The sequence below is a fragment of the Nonomuraea sp. NPDC050691 genome (assembly GCF_040654455.1).
Lineage (GTDB): Bacteria > Actinomycetota > Actinomycetes > Streptosporangiales > Streptosporangiaceae > Nonomuraea.
The window spans coordinates 1-16,799 of record NZ_JBFAIA010000183.1 but is presented as its reverse complement, the minus strand read 5'-3'; the positions used below and the strand labels follow the sequence as shown (position 1 = coordinate 16,799).

Genomic DNA, 16,799 nt, shown 5'->3' with positions numbered 1-16,799 from the left:
GAAACCCCGGCCCGCACGAGCGGGCCGGGGTTTCGCATGCCCCGCGTGCCCCCGGGCGTGTCGCCCGGGAGGTCAGGCGTCGGCGGAGTCGAACTTGTAGCCGAGCCCCCGCACCGTCAGGATGCAGCGCGGGTTGGACGGGTCGGACTCGATCTTCGCGCGCAGCCGCTTGACGTGGACGTCCAGGGTCTTGGTGTCGCCCACGTAGTCGGCGCCCCAGACCCGGTCGATGAGCTGCCCGCGCGTCAGCACGCGGCCGGCGTTGCGCAGCAGCACCTCCAGCAGCTCGAACTCCTTCAGCGGGAGCTGCACCTGCTCGCCGCGCACCGCGACGACGTGCCGGTCGACGTCCATGCGGACCGGGCCGACCGCGAGCACGGCGCTCTCCAGCTCCTCCACGGGATCGCCCTGCCGCCGCAGCACCGCGCGGATGCGCGCCACGAGCTCCCGCGAGGAGAACGGCTTGGTGACGTAGTCGTCGGCCCCGAGCTCCAGGCCCACGACCTTGTCGATCTCGCTGTCCTTGGCGGTCAGCATGATCACGGGCACCTTGGAGCGCTGCCGCAGCGACCGGCACACCTCGGTGCCGGGCAGGCCGGGCAGCATGAGGTCGAGCAGCACCAGGTCGGCGCCGTTGCGGTCGAACGTCTCGAGCGCCTCGGGGCCGGTGGCCGCCACGGAGACCTCGAAGCCCTCCTTGCGCAGCATGTAGGACAGCGCGTCGGAGAAGGACTCCTCGTCCTCCACCACCAGCACTCGGGTCATCGGGCCGCCTCCAGGGGGTTCGCGGGTTGTACTGGCACGGCGGTGCCGCCGAAGGCGGGCAGCCGCAGCGTGAACGTGGAGCCGGAGCCTTCCTTGCTCCAGACGGAGACCTCGCCGGCGTGGGCGGCCGCCACGTGCTTGACGATCGCCAGGCCGAGGCCGGTGCCGCCGGTCGCGCGCGACCTCGCCGCGTCGACGCGGAAGAAGCGCTCGAAGATGCGCTCCAGTGACTCCTCCGGGATGCCGATGCCCTGGTCGCTGACGCTGACCTCGATGGAGTCACCGGCCGGTCTGACGCTGACGACGACGCGGGTGTGCTCGGGGCTGTAGGCGATGGCGTTGTCGATGAGGTTGCGCAGGGCGGTGACGAGCAGCTCGTCGTCGCCCCAGGCGCGCAGCCCCTCGGCGCCGCCGGTGGCGAGCGTGATGTCCTTGGCGATGGCGCGGGTGTTGCAGCGGTCGATGGCGTCGTGGATGGCCTCGTCGATCGCCACCTGGCCGGGGGTCGGGATGGGTTCGGCGCCCTGGATGCGGCTCAGCGTGATGAGGTCCTGGACGAGGTAGGTGAGCCGGGCCGCCTCGTGCTGCATGCGGCCGGCGAAGCGGGTGACCGCCACGGGGTCGTCGGCGGCGTCCTGGATGGTCTCGGCGAGCAGGCTGAGGGCGCCCACGGGCGTCTTGAGCTCGTGGCTGACGTTGGCGACGAAGTCGCGGCGGACGGCCTCGACCCGGCGCCGCTCGGTCTGGTCCTCGGCGAGCACCAGCACCTGCCCGTAGGAGCCGAGGGGCGCCACGCGGACCGCGAAGCTGGTGGTCTCCTGGCCGAACTTGTGGCCGGCGACGTCGATCTCGCTCTCCCTGATCTCGCCGTCCCTGCGTACCTGCCGGGCGAGGGCGAGCAGCTCGGCGGCCATCAGCCTCTCGCCCTTGACCAGTCCGAACGCGCGCGCGGCCGAACTGGCGCGCAGCACGCGGTCGTGCGCGTCGAGGACGACCGCGGAGGACGGCAGTACGGCCAGCACCGATGCGACGCCCTGCGGCAGCGCGCCCGGGTCGGGCGCCTCGACCTTGGCGGCACGCCGGGGGCCCTCGATCTGGTTGCGGTAGAACAGGACCGCGACTGCCCCCACGACGAAGCCGGCCAGGGCCGCGAAGCTCATGGCCATCTCACTCATGCCTTCGATGGTAGGCGGACGATTTCGCGTCACACTCCTCTCACCTGGGGATGAACGCCCCTTTCCCGGAAAGTTCATCTGGCGGTCGGAGTTCGTTCATCGGCACACACGTACGGTGACGGCATGCGCGATGCGTACCATGAGGAACTCGACTCCCTGACCGACAAGCTGGTTGAGATGACCAGGCTTGTCCGCTCGGCCATCTCCCGGGCCACGACCGCCCTGCTGGACTCCGACCTGCAGCTCGCGGAGAGTGTCATCTCCCGTGACGCGGAGGTGAACGGCATCTTCGAGGACGTCGAGACGACGATCTTCGAGCTGATGGCCCGCCAGCAGCCCGTCGCGGTGGACCTGCGGATGGTCATCACGGCGCTGCGCATGGGCACCGACCTGGAGCGCATGGGCGACCTGGCGGTCCACGTGGCCAAGGTGGCGCGGCTGCGCCATCCCGAGTCGGCGATCCCGGCCGAGGCCCGCTCCACGATCGTCGAGATGGGGCAGATCGCCGAGAACCTGGTCACCAAGGCGGGGAGCTGCATCGCGTCCCGCGACGTGGAGTTGGCGCTGGAGCTGGACCAGGACGACGACGCCATGGACCGGCTGCACCGCAAATTGTTCCGGACGATCCTGGCCAAGGACTGGGCGCACGGCGTGGAGCCGGCCATCGACATCACGCTCATCGGCCGCTACTACGAGAGGTACGCCGACCACGCGGTGCGTGTCGCGAGCGGCGTGGTCTACCTGGTGACGGGCTCGCGGCCCACCTGAAGCCGACGTCCGCACGCCGCCGGCCCGGGGTCACCGGGCCGGCCCGCGCGTTCTCCGGGGGCTTTCCGCTCTTCCGGGTGTTTCCGCTCTTCCGGGGGCTTTCAGCGGCCCTGGTTGGCGACCGCCTGGATGGCCGCCGCGGCCGCGTCGGGGTCGAGGTACTCGCCGCCCGGCCGGAGCGGCCGGAACGACTCGTCGAGCTCGTAGCGCAGCGGGATGCCCGTGGGGATGTTGAGACCCGCGATCTCCTCGTCGCCGACGCCGTCGAGGTGCTTGACCAGCGCGCGCAGGGAGTTGCCGTGCGCGGCCACGAGCACCGTGCGGCCGGCCGCGAGGTCCGGGACGATCGCGTCGTACCAGTACGGCAGCATGCGGTCCACGACGTCCTTCAGGCACTCCGTGCGGGGCATGAGCTCCGGCGGCAGCAGCGCGTAGCGGGGGTCTCCCACCTGGGAGTACTCGTCGTCGTCGGCGATCGGGGGCGGCGGCACGTCGTAGGAGCGGCGCCACAGCATGAACTGCTCGTCGCCGAACTCCTCGCGCGTCTGCGCCTTGTTCTTGCCCTGCAGGGCGCCGTAGTGGCGCTCGTTGAGCCGCCAGGAGCGGCGCACCGGCAGCCAGAGCAGGTCGGCCTCGCCGAGCGCGAGCTGGGCCGTCTGGATGGCCCTGGTCATCAGGCTGGTGTGGAGCACGTCGGGCCGCAGCCCGGCCTCCACCAGGAGCCTGCCTCCCCTGCGGGCCTCGTCCTCGCCCTTGGCCGACAGGCTGACGTCAACCCAGCCGGTGAACAGGCCCTTCGCGTTCCAGTCGCTCTCGCCGTGCCGCAGCAGCACCAAAGTCGCCATGCGGCCAATCCTAGGGGCCCCCTCCAAAACGCCGCCGGGTCAGGTGCTCTCGCGGCCGGGGCCGGCGGAGGCGGGGTCGGCGCGGCCGGGGTCGGCGAAGCGGGCGAACGCCTGGAGGTTGGCCAGCGACTCGCCCCGCTTGGCCCGCCACTCCCACTCGCGCCGGATCGACGAGGCGAACCCCAGCTCCAGCGCCCGGTCGAACCAGTCGTCGGAGTAGGTCAGCACGCAGCCGAGGAGGCGGTCGACCTCGTCCTCGTCGACGGCCGCGAGCGGCACCCGGCCCACGAGGTAGACGTCGCCGACCGGGTCGACGGAGAAGTGCACGCCGTACATGCCGCCGTTGCGGCTGAGCAGCCACTTGTAGAACTCGGCGTGGTTCTCGTCCGGCTGGCGGCAGAAGAACGCCTCGACGTGCAGCACCTGCTCTCCGACGATCAGCCAGGTCATGGTGGCCAGCTTGTGCTGGCCCGGCAGCTTCACCAGGAAGGCTCCGGGCCGGGGCTCGTCGTAGGAGACGTCCGCGGCCTTGAGCGCGGCTTCGACGACATCGCGCATGCCGTACACCCTACGAGCCGGCGGCCCCGGGTCGCTCTAGGAGTTGACGGCGAGGGGCAGCCGGTGCAGGTGGGCGACGGCTTCGGCGTAGACGTCCTTGAGATGCGCGGCGGTGGCCTGCCAGCCGAAGGCGGCGGCGTGCGTGCGCGCGCCCGCCGACAGGTTCTCGCGCCAGCGCGGCGAGGTGACGAAGCGGCGCAGCGTGCGCGACCACTCGTGCACGTCGTGGCCGTCCACGAGGACGCCGGACACGCCGTCGCGCACCGCCGTGCGCAGCCCGCCGACGGCGGCCGCGGCGACGGGCGTGCCGCACGCCTGCGACTCCAGCGCGACCAGCCCGAACGACTCGCTGTACGAGGGCACGACGGTGACGTCGGCGGCGCGGTACCAGTCGGCCAGCTCCTCCTGCGGGGCGGGCGGCACGAGCCGCACCACGTCGGAGATGCCCAGCTCGGCGGCCAGCTCGACGAGGAGGCTGGGCCGGGCCAGGCCGTTGCCCGAGGGGCCGCCCACGCAGGCGACGACGAGGCGCTCGCGCAGCGACGGGTCCTCGATGAGCATGCGGGACGCGGCGCGCAGCAGCACGTCGGGGGCCTTCAGCGGCTGGATGCGGCCGACGAAGAGCAGCACGTGGGCGTCCTGCGGCAGGCCGAGCCGGTGGCGGGCGGCGCCCTTGGAGGAGGGCTGGAAGACGGTGAGGTTGACGCCGGGGTTCACGACGGCGACCCGCTCCTCGGGCGCCCCGTACAGCTCGATGAGCTCCTGGGCCTCGTCGGCGGTGTTGGCGACGAGGCGGTCGGCGATCTCGACGACCTGCTGCTCGCCGACCACGCGAGCCTGCGGCTCCGGCCGGTCGTCGCGGGCCAGCAGGAGGTTCTTGACCTTGGCCATGGTGTGCATGGTGTGGACGAGGGGGACGCCCCAGCGCTCCTTGGCCAGCCAGCCGACCTGGCCCGACAGCCAGTAGTGGGAGTGGATGACGTCGTAGCGTCCGGGGTCGTACATGGCCTCGGTGCGCAGCACGCCGGACAGGAACGCGCAGAGCTGGCTCGGCATGTCGGCGCGGTCGAGCTCCTCGTACGGCCCGGCGGTGAGGTGGCGGACGAGCACTCCGGGGGCGAGCTCGGTCACCGGCGGCAGGTCGCCGGCGGTGGCGCGGGTGAAGATGTCCACCTCCACGCCGAGCTGGGCGAGCCGCTTGGCCGACTCGACGATGTAGACGTTCATGCCGCCGGCGTCGCCCGTGCCGGGCTGGTCCAGCGGTGACGTGTGCATGCTGATCGTCGCGACCCGGTTCACCGGCCGTCGCCTCACCCGACATCACCTCCAAAAGGGAAATAACCATCCAAATCTTTCCCGCATTCCCGGCATGCGGTCGCAGCGGGACCGCCCGCGCGGTGCTGGCAGGATGTGGCCCATGAGGAGAACGGCTGTGGTGACCGGTGCGAGCAGCGGCATCGGCGAGGCGACGGCGCGGCGCCTCGCCGCCGAGGGCTACGACGTGGTGGCGGGCGCCCGGCGGCGCGACCGGCTGGAGCGGCTGTCCGAGGAGGTGCCCTCGATCAGGCCCGTCACACTCGACGTGACCTCGCAGGAGTCGGTGGACGAACTGGCCGCCGCGCTGGAGCGCTGCGACGTGCTCGTCAACAACGCGGGCGGCGCGCTCGGCGTGGAGACCGTCGCCGAGGGACGGATCGACGACTGGCAGCGGATGTTCGACACGAACGTGCTCGGCACGCTGCGCGTGACCCAGGCGCTGCTGCCCAAACTGGTGGAGTCGGGCGACGGCGTGGTCGTGCTCCTCACCTCGACCGCCGGCATGGTGCCCTACGAGGGCGGCGGGGGCTACGTCGCGGCCAAGCACGCCCAGTCGTCCATGGCCGGCACGCTGCGGCTGGAGCTGGTCGGGCAGCCGGTGCGGGTGGTGGAGATCGCCCCCGGCATGGTGCGCACCGAGGGGTTCGCGGTCAACCGGTTCCGGGGCGACGAGGCGGCCGCCGGCCGGGTCTACGAGGGCGTGCCCGACCCGCTGACCGCCGACGACGTGGCCGACGCGATCGCCTGGACCGTCACCCGGCCGTCCCACGTCAACATCGACCGCATCGTCATGCGCCCCCGCGCGCAGGCCGCCCAGCACAAGGTCCACCGCGTCAGTGGCTAGGCCGGCCGGACCCGCGGGCCGGCCGGTGGGCTCGATCACCCGGGGCACGACCGGCCAGAACCGGCTGCGGCGGGCCGACCGGTGGATCGCCGCGGCCCACGGCGGCCTGCTGCGCGCCGCCGAGCGGCCCCTGGTCGTGGACCTCGGCTACGGCGCCTCGCACGTGACGACGCTGGAGCTGTTCACGCGGCTGCGCCGGATCCGGCCCGACGTCGAGGTCACGGGCATCGAGATCGACCCGGCGCGGGTCGCGCTGGCCAAGCCGTACGAGCGGCCGGGGCTGAGCTTCGCGCTCGGCGGGTTCGAGCTGCCCGTGCCGCGCCCGCCGGTGCTGGTGCGCGCGTTCAACGTGCTGCGCCAGTACGGCGAGGCGGAGGCGTGGCACTACTGGGACCTGCTGCGCGGCCGGCTCGCCCCCGGAGGCGTCCTGGTCGAGGGCACCTGCTCCGAGGTCGGGCACCGCGCGGTCTGGGCCGGCCTGACCGCCGAGGGCCCCCGCACGCTCACCCTCTCGGCCCGCTTCGACGCCTTCGAACGGCCCTCCGACCTGGCCGAGCGGCTGCCCAAGACGCTCATCCACCGCAACGTCCCGGGTGAGCGCATCCACACCTTCCTGCGCGACTTCGACCACGCGTGGGCGGTCTGCGCGCCGTACGGGGTGCACGGGCTGCGGCAGCGGTGGCTGGCGGCGGTGACCATGCTGGGCCGCACGTGGCCGATCCCGCGCCAGGCGCCCCTCGGCGGGGTGGCCCGGTGGCGGCTCGGCGAGGTCACGCTGCCGTGGCAGGCCGTCGCGCCTCTGACGGGGACGCACTGACCTGGTTCGAGGTGGTTCTTGCCGTTCGGTGATGATGGTGTGGACCGATGTGCTGGAGGTCTCACGTCGTCCGGATGCGTGCTCGACAGGCCGTAGTACTACGCTGATGCGTGTGAAGGGTCTCGGCGAGCTCGAACGCAGCATCATGGACATCCTCTGGGCGCAGAGCGCGGCGCTCACCGCCCGCGAGGTCGGCCGGCTCATCGCCGACCGCGACCTCGCCCCGACCACGGTCATGACCGTTCTCGACCGTCTCACCCGCAAGGGGTTCCTCCACCGCACCCGCGACGGCCGGGCATGGCGGTACGCGCCGGCGGCGACCCGCGACGCGTACGTCGCGGAGCTTATGCTGGAAGCGCTCGACATGACGGGCGACCGCTCGGCCGCCCTCACCCGCTTCGCCCAGGGCGTGTCCGGTCCTGAGGCGGAGATCCTGCGAAGAGCCCTCACGGAGCTGGAGGACGAGTGACCACGGCAGCGGTGCTGGCAGCGCTCGCCACGGCGTGCGGGCTCGGCTCCTGGTGTTTCACCACCGCCCGCTGGACCTCCCGGGCCCCCAAGACCGCGATCCTCCTCTGGCAGGCCCTGGGCGTGTCCTGGGGGCTGGCCACCACCGGCTCGATGCTGGCCTTCGCCGTCCAGCCGTACGGCGAGGGCGTGCTGCACGGACTGGTCTCCTTCGCCACCGGCCGTTCGCCCCGCACCCCGTGGGACGCGCTGCACGTGGTGGCGATGGTCGCCGGCCTCACCGCGCTGGCCGTGCTGGTCGCCGTCCTGCTGACCGCGGGCGTGCAGACGCTGCGGGCCCGCCAGAGGCATCGCACGCTGCTGGCGCTGATCTCCCACGACGACCCGGTGCTGCCCGGCGTGCGCGTGCTCGACCACCCGAGCGCGGCCGCCTACTGCGTGCCGGGGCTGCGCTCGCAGGTCGTGGTCAGCCAGGGCGCGCTGAGCCTGCTGTCGAAGGACGAGATGGCCGCCGTGCTCGCCCACGAGGCGGCCCACGTGCGCGAGCGGCACGACCTGGTGCTGCTGCCGTTCTCGGCGCTGCGCCGGGCGCTGCCCTGGTCGAAGGTGGTCCGCGAGGCCCAGGCCCAGGTGGAGCTGCTCATCGAGATGGCCGCCGACGACCGCGCCCGCCGCTACTGCTCGCCGCGCCGGCTCGCGACCGCGCTGCTCAGGTTCGGCACGGCCGGGGCCATGCCGACCCCGCACGGCATGCTCGGCGTAGGCGCCCACAACCTCATGGCCCGGGTGGACCGGCTGCTCAAGCCGGTGCCGGAGCTGCCGGTGAGCATCCGGTACGGCGCCGTCGCGCTGTCCGTGACGTTGGTCACGTCCGCGCCACTCCTGTGGATCTACCAGCTCTAACGCTTGCTGGTGTTAGCCATTCCGTTTGCAATTGCAAGCACTATGGCCCACAATGGAGGCATGGCACTACCGAAGGTCGGCTCGATCGGCGAGTACATCCGTGAGCAGAGGCAGCAGGCGAAGATCTCGATGCGCCAGCTCGCGGCGGCGGCGGGGGTCTCCAACCCCTACCTGAGCCAGATCGAGCGCGGCCTGCGCAAGCCGAGCGCGGAGATCCTCAACCAGATCGCCAAGGGCCTGCACATCTCCGCCCAGGCGCTGTACGTGCAGGCCGGCCTCATCGAGGACCGTGAGACCCCGAGCGACGTCGTCACCGCCATCAGGGCCGACACGCATCTCACCGAGCGGCAACGCCAGGTGCTGATTGATATCTATGAGTCGTTCCGTAAAGAGAAGCGCGCCGGAGATGAGCAGACCTCCCAGAAAGCTCATCCCCGGAGCGACTCCGTCACGGACGACGAGCAGCCGCTGCCGGAGGAGCTTCTCGCCGCTCTTGAGCCCTACGCGGCATCCACCGGCAACGGCACCGTCAACCAGGAAACCAAGGAAGGTTAACCCATGACGCTCGCCACCGAGGTCAAGAAGCTCACCGATTCCAAGCCGTTCTACGCCGTCGCGGGCGTCGGCGACTACGCCGTCGAGAAGCTGCGCGAGCTGCCCGAGCAGCTCCAGAAGCTGCAGGCGCGCCGGGGCGACCTCGGCAAGGACCTGCCCGAGCTGGCCCGCGTCTACGCCGACAAGGCCGAGGGCTTCGCCAAGGAGCTGCCGGAGAAGGCCCGCGTCTACGCCGACCAGCTCACCCAGCGCGCCTCCGTGGTCTACGAGGACTTCGCCTCCCGTGGCCGCAAGGCCGTCAGCAAGGTGAGCGGCGAGGCCGCGCTGGAGCTGGAGGAGGTGTCGGAGGCCGCCGAGCCGCCCGTCGCCACCCCGGTCACCCCGGCCAGGAAGACCCGCACGACCACCAAGGCCAAGGCCTGACCGTCCGCCCGTGAGGCCCGTCCCCGTCCCCGGGGGCGGGCCTTTCGGTACTCATCCGTCCGTACGGCAAGTGCCCGGCGGGCCGGACGGGCCATTAGGCTGAAGCCGATTCATCGCGAGCGTGAGGCGGAGCGCACACATGGACATCGTCAACGGCGGACTGAACTTCCTCTTCCTGATGCTCTCCGCCGGCATCTTCGGCATGTCGGCCTACGGGCTGGTGCACGCGCTGCGGGTGCCGCCGGCCGCGTTCGTCGCGGCGGGCAAGCTGAAGAAGAACATCTGGCTGATCATCCTGGCGCTGGCGACGCTGTTCTCGCTGGCGGGCGCGTGGTCGTTCCTCAACGCGTTCCTCATCGTCGGCGGCATGCAGTTCATCGGGCTCGGCGCGGTGAGCATCTTCTCGATCGCCGCGGTCATCGCCGCCGTGATCTACATCGTGGACGTGAAGCCGGCCGTCAAGGGCATGGGCCGCGGTGGCGGCCCCTACGGCGGCTGGTAGACCCTCCGGCCCGCTAGCTGCGCAGGGACCGCGCCAGCCAGCGGGCCAGCATCAGGTGCCCGGCGGGCGTGGGGTGGACGCCGTCGGGCAGCACCACGACCGACGGGTCGCCGCTGACCCAGCGGCGCCGCAACGGGTCGAGGAACTCCACGCCCTCCCGCCGGGCGACCGCGGCCAGGGTGTCGCGGATGCGCAGGGCCTTGGCCGGGGCCGCCTCCAGCCAGATCGGGCCGACGAGGACGACCCTCGTGGCGGGCCAGCCCACCCGCACGTCGCGCACCAGCCGGGCGGCCGCCCGCCCGACCTGCTCGGCGCTCCAACGCTGGTCGTTGTGGCCGCCGGAGACGACGAGCACGTCCGGGGCCGGGCGCCAGGCCAGCTCCTCCTCGTACGACTGCTGGAACGTGCGACCGGCGCGCCCGCGGTTGAGGTAGCCGGTGCCGCCCGCGCCGGCGACGACCGGCTGCCAGCCGAGCAGGCGGGCCGCCTGGCACGCGTAGGCCCGCCAGCGGGGCACGGGGCCGGAGCCGACGGTGAAGCTGTCGCCCAGGACCATCATCACCGGCGCCGCCCCCGGCTCGCGGCGGTCCGGAGGCGCGGGCAGGGAGCGGCGCGTGGACGACGCGCTGGACTGCCCAAGCCCGGAACCGGGCGGACCCGCCGAAGGCGCGGGGCCGGGCGCGTGGGAGGCGGCGGCGTGGGAGGCGGCCGCGGGGTGGCCGGGGATCCCCGAGGGGGGCGGGGCGGCGCTGGCCGTACATCCTGATATGACTGGACATATCGCCAGGATCAGCGCGGCCGATGCGGTCAGGGGAGAACGCACCAGGTCGCGCATCGCCACCTCAGGAGCTCTAGGCTGCCGCCATGACCATCGACCTCCATGGACGCACGCGAAGGCTCGAACTGGCCGACCAGAACCTTCGCGACTTCGAGGCCGTCGTCCTCGACGCCACGCCCGACGGAATCGTCTTGGACCGGTCCGCATTCTATCCGGGCGGGGGCGGCCAGCCCGCCGATCACGGAGTTCTGCTCTGGCAGGGAGTGGAGACGCGGATCGAGGGCGTGCGCAAGGGCGACGACCTCCAGCTCATCCCGGCCGAGGGCGACCCGGTCCCGCCCGTGGGCACGACGGTGCGGGCGGCCGTGGCCGACGAGCGCCGCTCCGCCCTCATGCGCACCCACTCGGGGCTGCACGTGCTGTGTGGGGTCGTCTTCCGCGACTACGGCTCGCTGGTGACGGGCGGCAACATGGAAGCCATGCTCGTGCCCGAGCGCGGCACGGTCGGCTCGGCCCGCATGGACTTCAACCTGCCGGAGGTGCCGCCGGGCTTCCGTGACGCCGTGGAGGCCGCCTGCAACGCCGAGATCCAGGCCGACCGGCGCATCGACGTGCGGGTGCTGCCCCGGCCGGAGGCGTTCGCCATCCCCGACATCATCCGCACCGCGTCCAACCTGGTGCCGGAGTCGGTGACGGACGTGCGGATCGTCGACATCGTGGGGCTCGACACGCAGGCCGACGGCGGCACCCACGTGGCCTCGACCCGGCAGATCGGCCGGCTGCGGGTCGCCAAGATCGAGAGCAAGGGTCGCGGGTTCCGCCGGGTGCGCGTCGAGATCTGCGACTGACCCGCGAGGGCCGCCCCACCGACGCCCGGTCCCTCGGCGACTCGGCGACTCGGCGCGAGGCTCACCGATCGATGATCAGTGCCAGGCCGTCGAGGAGCGGGCGCAGGCCGAACTCGAAGAGCCGGTCGAGATCGAGGTCGAAGTCGCCGCCCAGGTCCTCGACCACCTTGACGAACGTCGGATAGCCGCCCAGGGCGACCAGCGCGGGGTACGGGGCGTGCCGGTCCATCCACTCGTCGTCGGTCAGGCCGGTGGCGGCCTGGGCCTGCTGCTCCAGCTCCAGGTTGGCCGCGATGCCCTGGACGTAGCTGTAGAGCAGGATGTGGACCTGCATCATCGTGTCCGGGTCGAGGCCGTGGCCGTCGATCGCCGCGAGCGCCCATTCGGCGTGCCGGAGCAGGCCGGGCGAGGGCCGCGGCCGGGTGAGCGAGGTGACCCAGGCCAGCCACGGGTGCCTGCGGCAGGCGGCCCACTGCAGGCGCGCCGAGACCTCCAGCCGGGCCCGCCAGCCGGGCGGCGGCTCGTCGGGGAGCGGGAACTCCGCGATCGCCGCGTCGGTCATCAGCCCGACGAGGTCGTCCTTGTCGCGCACGTGGCGGTAGAGCGACATCGTGGACACGCCGAGCCGCCCGGCGACGCCCCGCATGGACACGGCGGCCAGCCCTTCGGCGTCGGCCGTCTCGACGGCCACGGCGACGACGCGCTCCCGCGTCAGCTCCTGCTCCCCTCCCCCGGCCCTCCGGACCCCCGCCGACGGCCCCCGCGGGACGCCTCCGGGCCGCCACGAGGTCACCACCGTGCCGACGCGCGGCTCTGCCCGGACGACACCCTCCTGGGCCAGCACGCTGAGCGCCTTTGCGGCGGTCGCCAGCGCGACGCTCCACTCCCGGGCGAGCCGCCGGGTCGAGGGCACCCGGTCTCCCTCCCTCAGCTCGCCGCGGATCACGCGGGCCTTCACGTCCTGGACGATCTGCAGGTACGGCGGGGTCGACATCGAACCTCCTGGTCATCGCTGTACTAGTACAGAATAGTACATTGAGCTGGTTGTCTGCTGTGAAAATACGCTGTACATTCAGCGCCGTACAGCGTCCATACAGACAGGGGTATCCCATGAGCACCGTTCTCGTCTCCGGCGCCGGCATCGGCGGTCCCGCCCTCGCGTACTGGCTGGCCCGTCACGGCCTCGACGTGACGATCGTGGAGCGCGCCCGCGGCCCGCGCCGGGGCGGCCAGGCCGTCGACCTCCGGGGCGCCGCCGTCACCGTCGCCGAGCGGATGGGGATCCTGGAGCAGGTCCTCGCCAAGCGGACGCACATGCTCGGCATGGCGATGGTCGACCGCGACGGCAACGAGATCATGCGCACCACCGAGCGCACGGTCAGCGGCGGCCGGCTGGACGGCGACGACGTCGAGATCATGCGCGACGACCTCGTCGCCATCGTCACCCGGGCGGCCGGCGACACCGAGGTGATCTACGACGACTCCATCACCGCGCTGGAGCAGGACGCCGGCGGCGTGGACGTGACGTTCGAGCGCGGCGGGCGGCGGCGCTTCGACTACGTGGTCGGCGCCGACGGCCTGCACTCCAACGTCCGCGCGCTCGCGTTCGGCGACGAGTCGCGCTTCATCCGCCACCTCGGCATGTACGTCTCCATCTACAGCGCCCCCAACTTCCTCGGCCTCGACAGCTGGCAGGTCTGGCATCGCGAGGGCGACGCCGGCTACGGCGTCTACAGTGCCCCGGGCAACGTCACGATGCGGGTGAACGCCGGGTTCGGCGCCGAGCAGCCGATCGCCTACGACCACCGCGACGTCGAGGCGCAGAAGCGGCTCGTCGAGGAGCACTGCTCGCCGCTGGGCTGGGAGACGCCGCGGCTGATGAAGGCGATGTGGGAGGCCGACGACTTCTACTTCGACGCCATGGCCCAGATCCACATGGACCGCTGGTCCACGGGCCGGGTCGCGCTGCTGGGCGACGCGGGCTACTGCGCCTCGCCGCTGTCGGGCCAGGGCAGCAGCCTCGCCATGGTGGGGGCGTACGTGCTGGCGCAGGAGCTCGGCGCGGACCGGCAGGGCGCCTTCGACCGGTACGAGGAGCGGATGCGGCCGTTCGTCCGGCTCAACCAGGAGCTCGCCATGGAGAACCCCGGCGGGGGCGCGTCCGACGAGAGTGTGCGGCGGGCGGCCACGGCGATCTCCCTCGACCGCTGACCCGTCTTGTCGCGCGGAAGGCGGCCCTGGAGACGGCCCACGAGGCGGCGTGCCGGTTGCCGCTACGATGTCCGGCCATGACGGGATACAGGCGTGCGCTGGCCGCCACGAGCGCCGCCGTTCTGGCGCCGGCCGCCCTGGCGGCGACGCTCCTCGTGACCACCCCGGCCCCGGCCCAGGCCGCCCGCGCGGGGCTGACCGACGAGATCACGATGACCCTCCGCAAGGACGGCACGCTGCACGTCACCGAGAAGCTCTCCGGCGCGACGGGCGCGCTGCGGCGGACCTTCCTCACCCGGACCCGCCACGACGACGCCGACGACCGGCTCTATCAGGTCTCGAACGTCAAGGGCGGCAAGCTGTCCGGCGACGTGCTGACCGTCACCGCGCCCGCCACGGTCGAGTACGACGTCAAGGGCACGGTGACACCCGCCGGCGACGTGCAGGAGATGCGGTGGTTCGCGGTGAACGGGTGGAGCGTCCCCGTCGCCAAGGCCACGGTCAAGGTCGCCGGGCCGAGCCTGGTGCAGAGCCTGTCGTGCTTCGCCGGCGAGCTCACCTCCGCCGTCGGCTGCACCTCGGCCGCCATGGACCACACCGGCACCCAGGCCGACTTCGAACAGGAGAACCTGGCTCCCGGGCAGGCGCTCACCGTCGTCGTCGCCTACCCCAAGGGGGCCAGCGCTGGGGCCCCCATCCTGGACCGGCGCTTCTCGCTGGCCTCCGCGTTCGCACTGAACACCGTCACCGGAGGCGCGCTCGCCGCCCTCCTCGTGCTGCTGCTCGGCGGCGTGGGGCTGCTGTACTGGACGCGCGGGCGCGACGCCCGGGTGGTCGCCCACGAGAAGGACCACGACACGGGCGTACCCGTGCAGAACGGGCACTTCTCCCCGCCCGACGGCGTCCGACCCGGCCAGATCGGCACGCTCGTGGACGAGCAGGCCGACGTGGTCGACGTGACGGCGACGATCGTGGACCTGGCCGTGCGCGGGTTCCTACGGATCGACGAGCAGCCCCGGCAGGCGTACGACGCGCCCGACTGGATGCTGGTCAGGCTGCCGGCCGGGCATCCCGCCGCCCTCCTGCCGTACGAGCGGGCGCTCTACGACGCCATCTTCGAGGGGCGCGACGCGGTGCTGCTGTCGCAGCTGTCCGGCTCGTTCGCCAGCCACCTGGGCGAGGTGCGCGACGCCCTGTACGCCGACGTGGTCAGGCAGGGCTGGTTCGCCCGCCGGCCCGACGCCGAGCGCACCAAGTGGACGATGGCCGGGGTCGCGCTCATCGGCGTGGGCGTGCTGGCCACCGTGGCGCTGGCCTGGTTCACCTCGTACGGGCTGCTCGGACTGGCCCTGATCATCGCGGGCGGCGCGCTGGCCGTGGGCGGGCCGTACATGCCGGCCAAGACGGCCCGCGGGTCGGCGGCGCTGGCGCACACGCTGGCGTTCCGGGAGTACCTGTTCTCGGGCGACCTGGGCGAGGTGCCCGAGACGCACCGGGTGGAGCTGTTCTCCCGCTACCTCCCGTACGCGGTGATCTTCGACGGGGTGGAGCACTGGTCGCGCATCGTCGCCTCGGTCACCGGCAACGGGCACGAGGCCGACAACCTGTACTGGTACCACGGGCCGGCGGAGTGGGACCTGTCGAAGTTCGCGGGCTCGATGCGCACGTTCACCACCACCACGTCGGGCGCCATCTCGGCCACCCGCCAGTTCCGCACCCTCTGACCCCGCCCCGGCCGAGCCCCGGCCGCCGGGATGTGACACCTTCGACAGGTGAGGAGCCGCTGGTCGGCGTGGGTGCGGAGGGCGTGCCGGAGGGTAGGCGAGGTGGGAGACGCGCCGGACGGGCCCTGCCACGGCGGGCGGGCGCCGGCGTGAAAGGATCGGGCGTGCGCGACGAGGAACTGCTGACGGCCGCGGCCAGCGGCGACGCCGTCGCCGTACGTGAGGCCGTGACCGAGGGGGCCGGGCTCGAGGCACGCGACGCCCGGGGCCGCACCCCGCTGCTCCTGGCCGCCGCCGCGGACCACGTGGAGGTGGCGCAGCTCCTCGTGTCCGCCGGGGCCGACCCCGACGCGGCCGATCTCCAGGGCGACACGCCGTGGCTGGTGACCGGGATGACGGGCAGCGCGGCGCTGCTGCGCGTGCTGCTGCCCGCCGGGCCCGACGTCGAGCGCGCCAACCGCGACGGCGCGACGGTGCTGATCCTGGCCGGCGAGCGCGGCCACGCCGACTGCGTGCGCGCGGCGCTGGAGGCGGGCGCCGACGTGGACCACACCGACGACCTGGGCCTGACGGCGCTGCTGGAGGCGGTCATCGTGGGCGACGGATCGGAGCGCTACCAGGAGGTCGTCCGGCTGCTGCTGGCGGCCGGCGCCGACGCCGGGCGCACGGACCGCGACGGTGTGACGGCGTTCGAGCACGCGGTCGCCAAGGGACACCTGGAGATCGCGGCCCTCCTGCGCGACGCCACCCACCCGCGTCCCTGAGCCGCGGGGTCAGGCCGGGGCGGCGGCCAGACGCAGCTCGCCGACGACCCGGCCGCCGCCCAGGACGGGCGTCGTGGCGGGCAGCTCACCCGTGTCCAGGCCCAGCGAGCGCAGCGCCGCGACCGTCACCGGCGTCCGCGCCCGCTGCGCCCCGTCCTCGACCTTGACCGCACCAGCGCGGCCGTCCTCGAAGGCGAACACCTCGAAGCCTTCCGCCCCCGACTTCAGCATCAGCCCCGGCACGGCCCGCATGAGCGACACCTCCACCCGGCTGCTGCCCGACGTCCACTCGGGATACGCCGTCACGGCCTCGAAGATCCGCCGCTCGGGCGAGCCGGCCTCGCCGAGCGGGAAGGCGCGGAACGCCCGCGCCATCCCCAGCATCGACACGAAGTACAACGGCGCCCCGCAGCCGTCCACGCCGGCGGCGGCCATCCGCTCCCCGGTGAGGTCCTCCGCCGTGGCCCGGATCGCCCGCTGGAGCGGGTGCGTGACCTCCAGGTAGGTGTCGAGCGGCCAGCCGTTCGCCACGCA

At 72.7% G+C, this 16,799-nt stretch carries 20 protein-coding genes; 12 read left to right on the top strand and 8 right to left on the bottom strand.

All coding sequences use genetic code 11. The features are described 5' to 3' along the window. Positions 1 to 72: 72 nt before the first annotated feature. Both AB0H81_RS37665 and AB0H81_RS37660 read right to left on the bottom strand, forming a co-directional pair. Positions 73 to 765: a response regulator transcription factor gene (locus AB0H81_RS37665; RefSeq protein WP_358384874.1), complete on the bottom strand. Its 693-nt coding sequence runs from the start codon at positions 763 to 765 to the stop codon at positions 73 to 75. Further along, positions 762 to 1,940, bottom strand: a complete 1,179-nt coding sequence (locus AB0H81_RS37660) for an ATP-binding protein (RefSeq protein ID WP_358384871.1) — start codon at positions 1,938 to 1,940, stop codon at positions 762 to 764. The genes AB0H81_RS37665 and AB0H81_RS37660 overlap by 4 nt, the downstream gene beginning before the upstream one ends. 123 nt (positions 1,941 to 2,063) lie before the next feature. Here AB0H81_RS37660 and phoU point away from each other — a divergent pair, with 123 nt between their 5' ends. After that, complete coding sequence (gene phoU, locus AB0H81_RS37655) at positions 2,064 to 2,708, top strand: phosphate signaling complex protein PhoU (RefSeq protein ID WP_358384868.1); 645 nt, start codon at positions 2,064 to 2,066, stop codon at positions 2,706 to 2,708. Between the two features lie 101 nt (positions 2,709 to 2,809). On the opposite strand, the gene AB0H81_RS37650 is transcribed toward phoU, so the two are convergent. Genes AB0H81_RS37650 through mshA form a run of 3 tightly spaced genes read right to left on the bottom strand, consistent with a single transcriptional unit; the run spans position 2,810 to position 5,386 of the window. Continuing rightward, a complete protein-coding gene (locus tag AB0H81_RS37650) occupies positions 2,810 to 3,553 on the bottom strand; it encodes a phosphoglyceromutase (protein WP_358384865.1) in 744 nt (247 codons plus the stop codon). 39 nt (positions 3,554 to 3,592) lie between these two features. Then, complete coding sequence (locus AB0H81_RS37645) at positions 3,593 to 4,111, bottom strand: YbjN domain-containing protein (RefSeq protein ID WP_358384863.1); 519 nt, start codon at positions 4,109 to 4,111, stop codon at positions 3,593 to 3,595. A gap of 36 nt (positions 4,112 to 4,147) precedes the next feature. Then, the gene (gene mshA, locus AB0H81_RS37640; protein WP_358384880.1) at positions 4,148 to 5,386 is read right to left on the bottom strand and encodes a D-inositol-3-phosphate glycosyltransferase; all 1,239 of its coding nucleotides are present in this window, start codon (positions 5,384 to 5,386) and stop codon (positions 4,148 to 4,150) included. 142 nt (positions 5,387 to 5,528) lie between these two features. On the opposite strand from mshA, the gene AB0H81_RS37635 reads away from it, so the two are divergent. The 7 genes from AB0H81_RS37635 (at position 5,529) to AB0H81_RS37605 (ending at position 9,940) form a co-directional block, all read left to right on the top strand. Beyond that, positions 5,529 to 6,272 (top strand): SDR family NAD(P)-dependent oxidoreductase, encoded by a 744-nt coding sequence (locus AB0H81_RS37635; RefSeq protein ID WP_358384860.1) that lies wholly within the window; start codon positions 5,529 to 5,531, stop codon positions 6,270 to 6,272. Next, positions 6,265 to 7,089: a class I SAM-dependent methyltransferase gene (locus tag AB0H81_RS37630; protein WP_358384858.1), complete on the top strand. Its 825-nt coding sequence runs from the start codon at positions 6,265 to 6,267 to the stop codon at positions 7,087 to 7,089. The genes AB0H81_RS37635 and AB0H81_RS37630 overlap by 8 nt, the downstream gene beginning before the upstream one ends. Before the next feature lie 112 nt (positions 7,090 to 7,201). Further along, positions 7,202 to 7,558, top strand: coding sequence for a BlaI/MecI/CopY family transcriptional regulator (locus tag AB0H81_RS37625; protein WP_358384877.1), 357 nt, complete (start codon positions 7,202 to 7,204; stop codon positions 7,556 to 7,558). Beyond that, positions 7,555 to 8,460 carry a M56 family metallopeptidase gene (locus AB0H81_RS37620; RefSeq protein ID WP_358384855.1) on the top strand — a complete coding sequence of 302 codons (906 nt, stop codon included), beginning with the start codon at positions 7,555 to 7,557 and terminating at the stop codon, positions 8,458 to 8,460. Before AB0H81_RS37625 ends, AB0H81_RS37620 begins: the two co-directional genes overlap by 4 nt. Positions 8,461 to 8,520: 60 nt before the next feature. Then, entirely contained in the window at positions 8,521 to 9,015 is a 495-nt protein-coding gene (locus tag AB0H81_RS37615; RefSeq protein ID WP_358384852.1) for a helix-turn-helix transcriptional regulator, read from the top strand. Between the two features lie 3 nt (positions 9,016 to 9,018). After that, positions 9,019 to 9,438 (top strand): hypothetical protein, encoded by a 420-nt coding sequence (locus AB0H81_RS37610; protein ID WP_358384850.1) that lies wholly within the window; start codon positions 9,019 to 9,021, stop codon positions 9,436 to 9,438. A 139-nt stretch (positions 9,439 to 9,577) separates the two neighbouring features. After that, on the top strand, positions 9,578 to 9,940 hold the full coding sequence (locus AB0H81_RS37605) for a DUF2516 family protein (protein ID WP_358384847.1): 363 nt from the start codon (positions 9,578 to 9,580) through the stop codon (positions 9,938 to 9,940). 13 nt (positions 9,941 to 9,953) lie between these two features. On the opposite strand, the gene AB0H81_RS37600 is transcribed toward AB0H81_RS37605, so the two are convergent. Next, a complete protein-coding gene (locus tag AB0H81_RS37600; RefSeq protein ID WP_358384844.1) occupies positions 9,954 to 10,775 on the bottom strand; it encodes an SGNH/GDSL hydrolase family protein in 822 nt (273 codons plus the stop codon). A 29-nt stretch (positions 10,776 to 10,804) separates the two neighbouring features. Between AB0H81_RS37600 and AB0H81_RS37595 the strand changes: the two genes are divergently transcribed. Next, positions 10,805 to 11,566 (top strand): alanyl-tRNA editing protein, encoded by a 762-nt coding sequence (locus AB0H81_RS37595; RefSeq protein ID WP_358384841.1) that lies wholly within the window; start codon positions 10,805 to 10,807, stop codon positions 11,564 to 11,566. 61 nt (positions 11,567 to 11,627) lie between these two features. On the opposite strand, the gene AB0H81_RS37590 is transcribed toward AB0H81_RS37595, so the two are convergent. Continuing rightward, positions 11,628 to 12,560, bottom strand: a complete 933-nt coding sequence (locus tag AB0H81_RS37590) for a TetR/AcrR family transcriptional regulator C-terminal domain-containing protein (protein WP_358384839.1) — start codon at positions 12,558 to 12,560, stop codon at positions 11,628 to 11,630. Between the two features lie 116 nt (positions 12,561 to 12,676). Here AB0H81_RS37590 and AB0H81_RS37585 point away from each other — a divergent pair, with 116 nt between their 5' ends. The 3 genes from AB0H81_RS37585 to AB0H81_RS37575 all read left to right on the top strand — a co-directional run bounded on the left by AB0H81_RS37585 (position 12,677) and on the right by AB0H81_RS37575 (position 16,265). Further along, a complete protein-coding gene (locus AB0H81_RS37585) occupies positions 12,677 to 13,777 on the top strand; it encodes an FAD-dependent monooxygenase (protein ID WP_358384836.1) in 1,101 nt (366 codons plus the stop codon). 77 nt (positions 13,778 to 13,854) lie between these two features. Then, a complete protein-coding gene (locus AB0H81_RS37580; protein WP_358384834.1) occupies positions 13,855 to 15,501 on the top strand; it encodes a DUF2207 domain-containing protein in 1,647 nt (548 codons plus the stop codon). Positions 15,502 to 15,665: 164 nt separating this feature from the next. Further along, a complete protein-coding gene (locus AB0H81_RS37575; protein WP_358384832.1) occupies positions 15,666 to 16,265 on the top strand; it encodes an ankyrin repeat domain-containing protein in 600 nt (199 codons plus the stop codon). A 9-nt stretch (positions 16,266 to 16,274) separates the two neighbouring features. On the opposite strand, the gene AB0H81_RS37570 is transcribed toward AB0H81_RS37575, so the two are convergent. Next, positions 16,275 to 16,799: asparaginase (locus AB0H81_RS37570; protein WP_358384829.1), on the bottom strand; the 525-nt coding region annotated here is incomplete at its 5' end.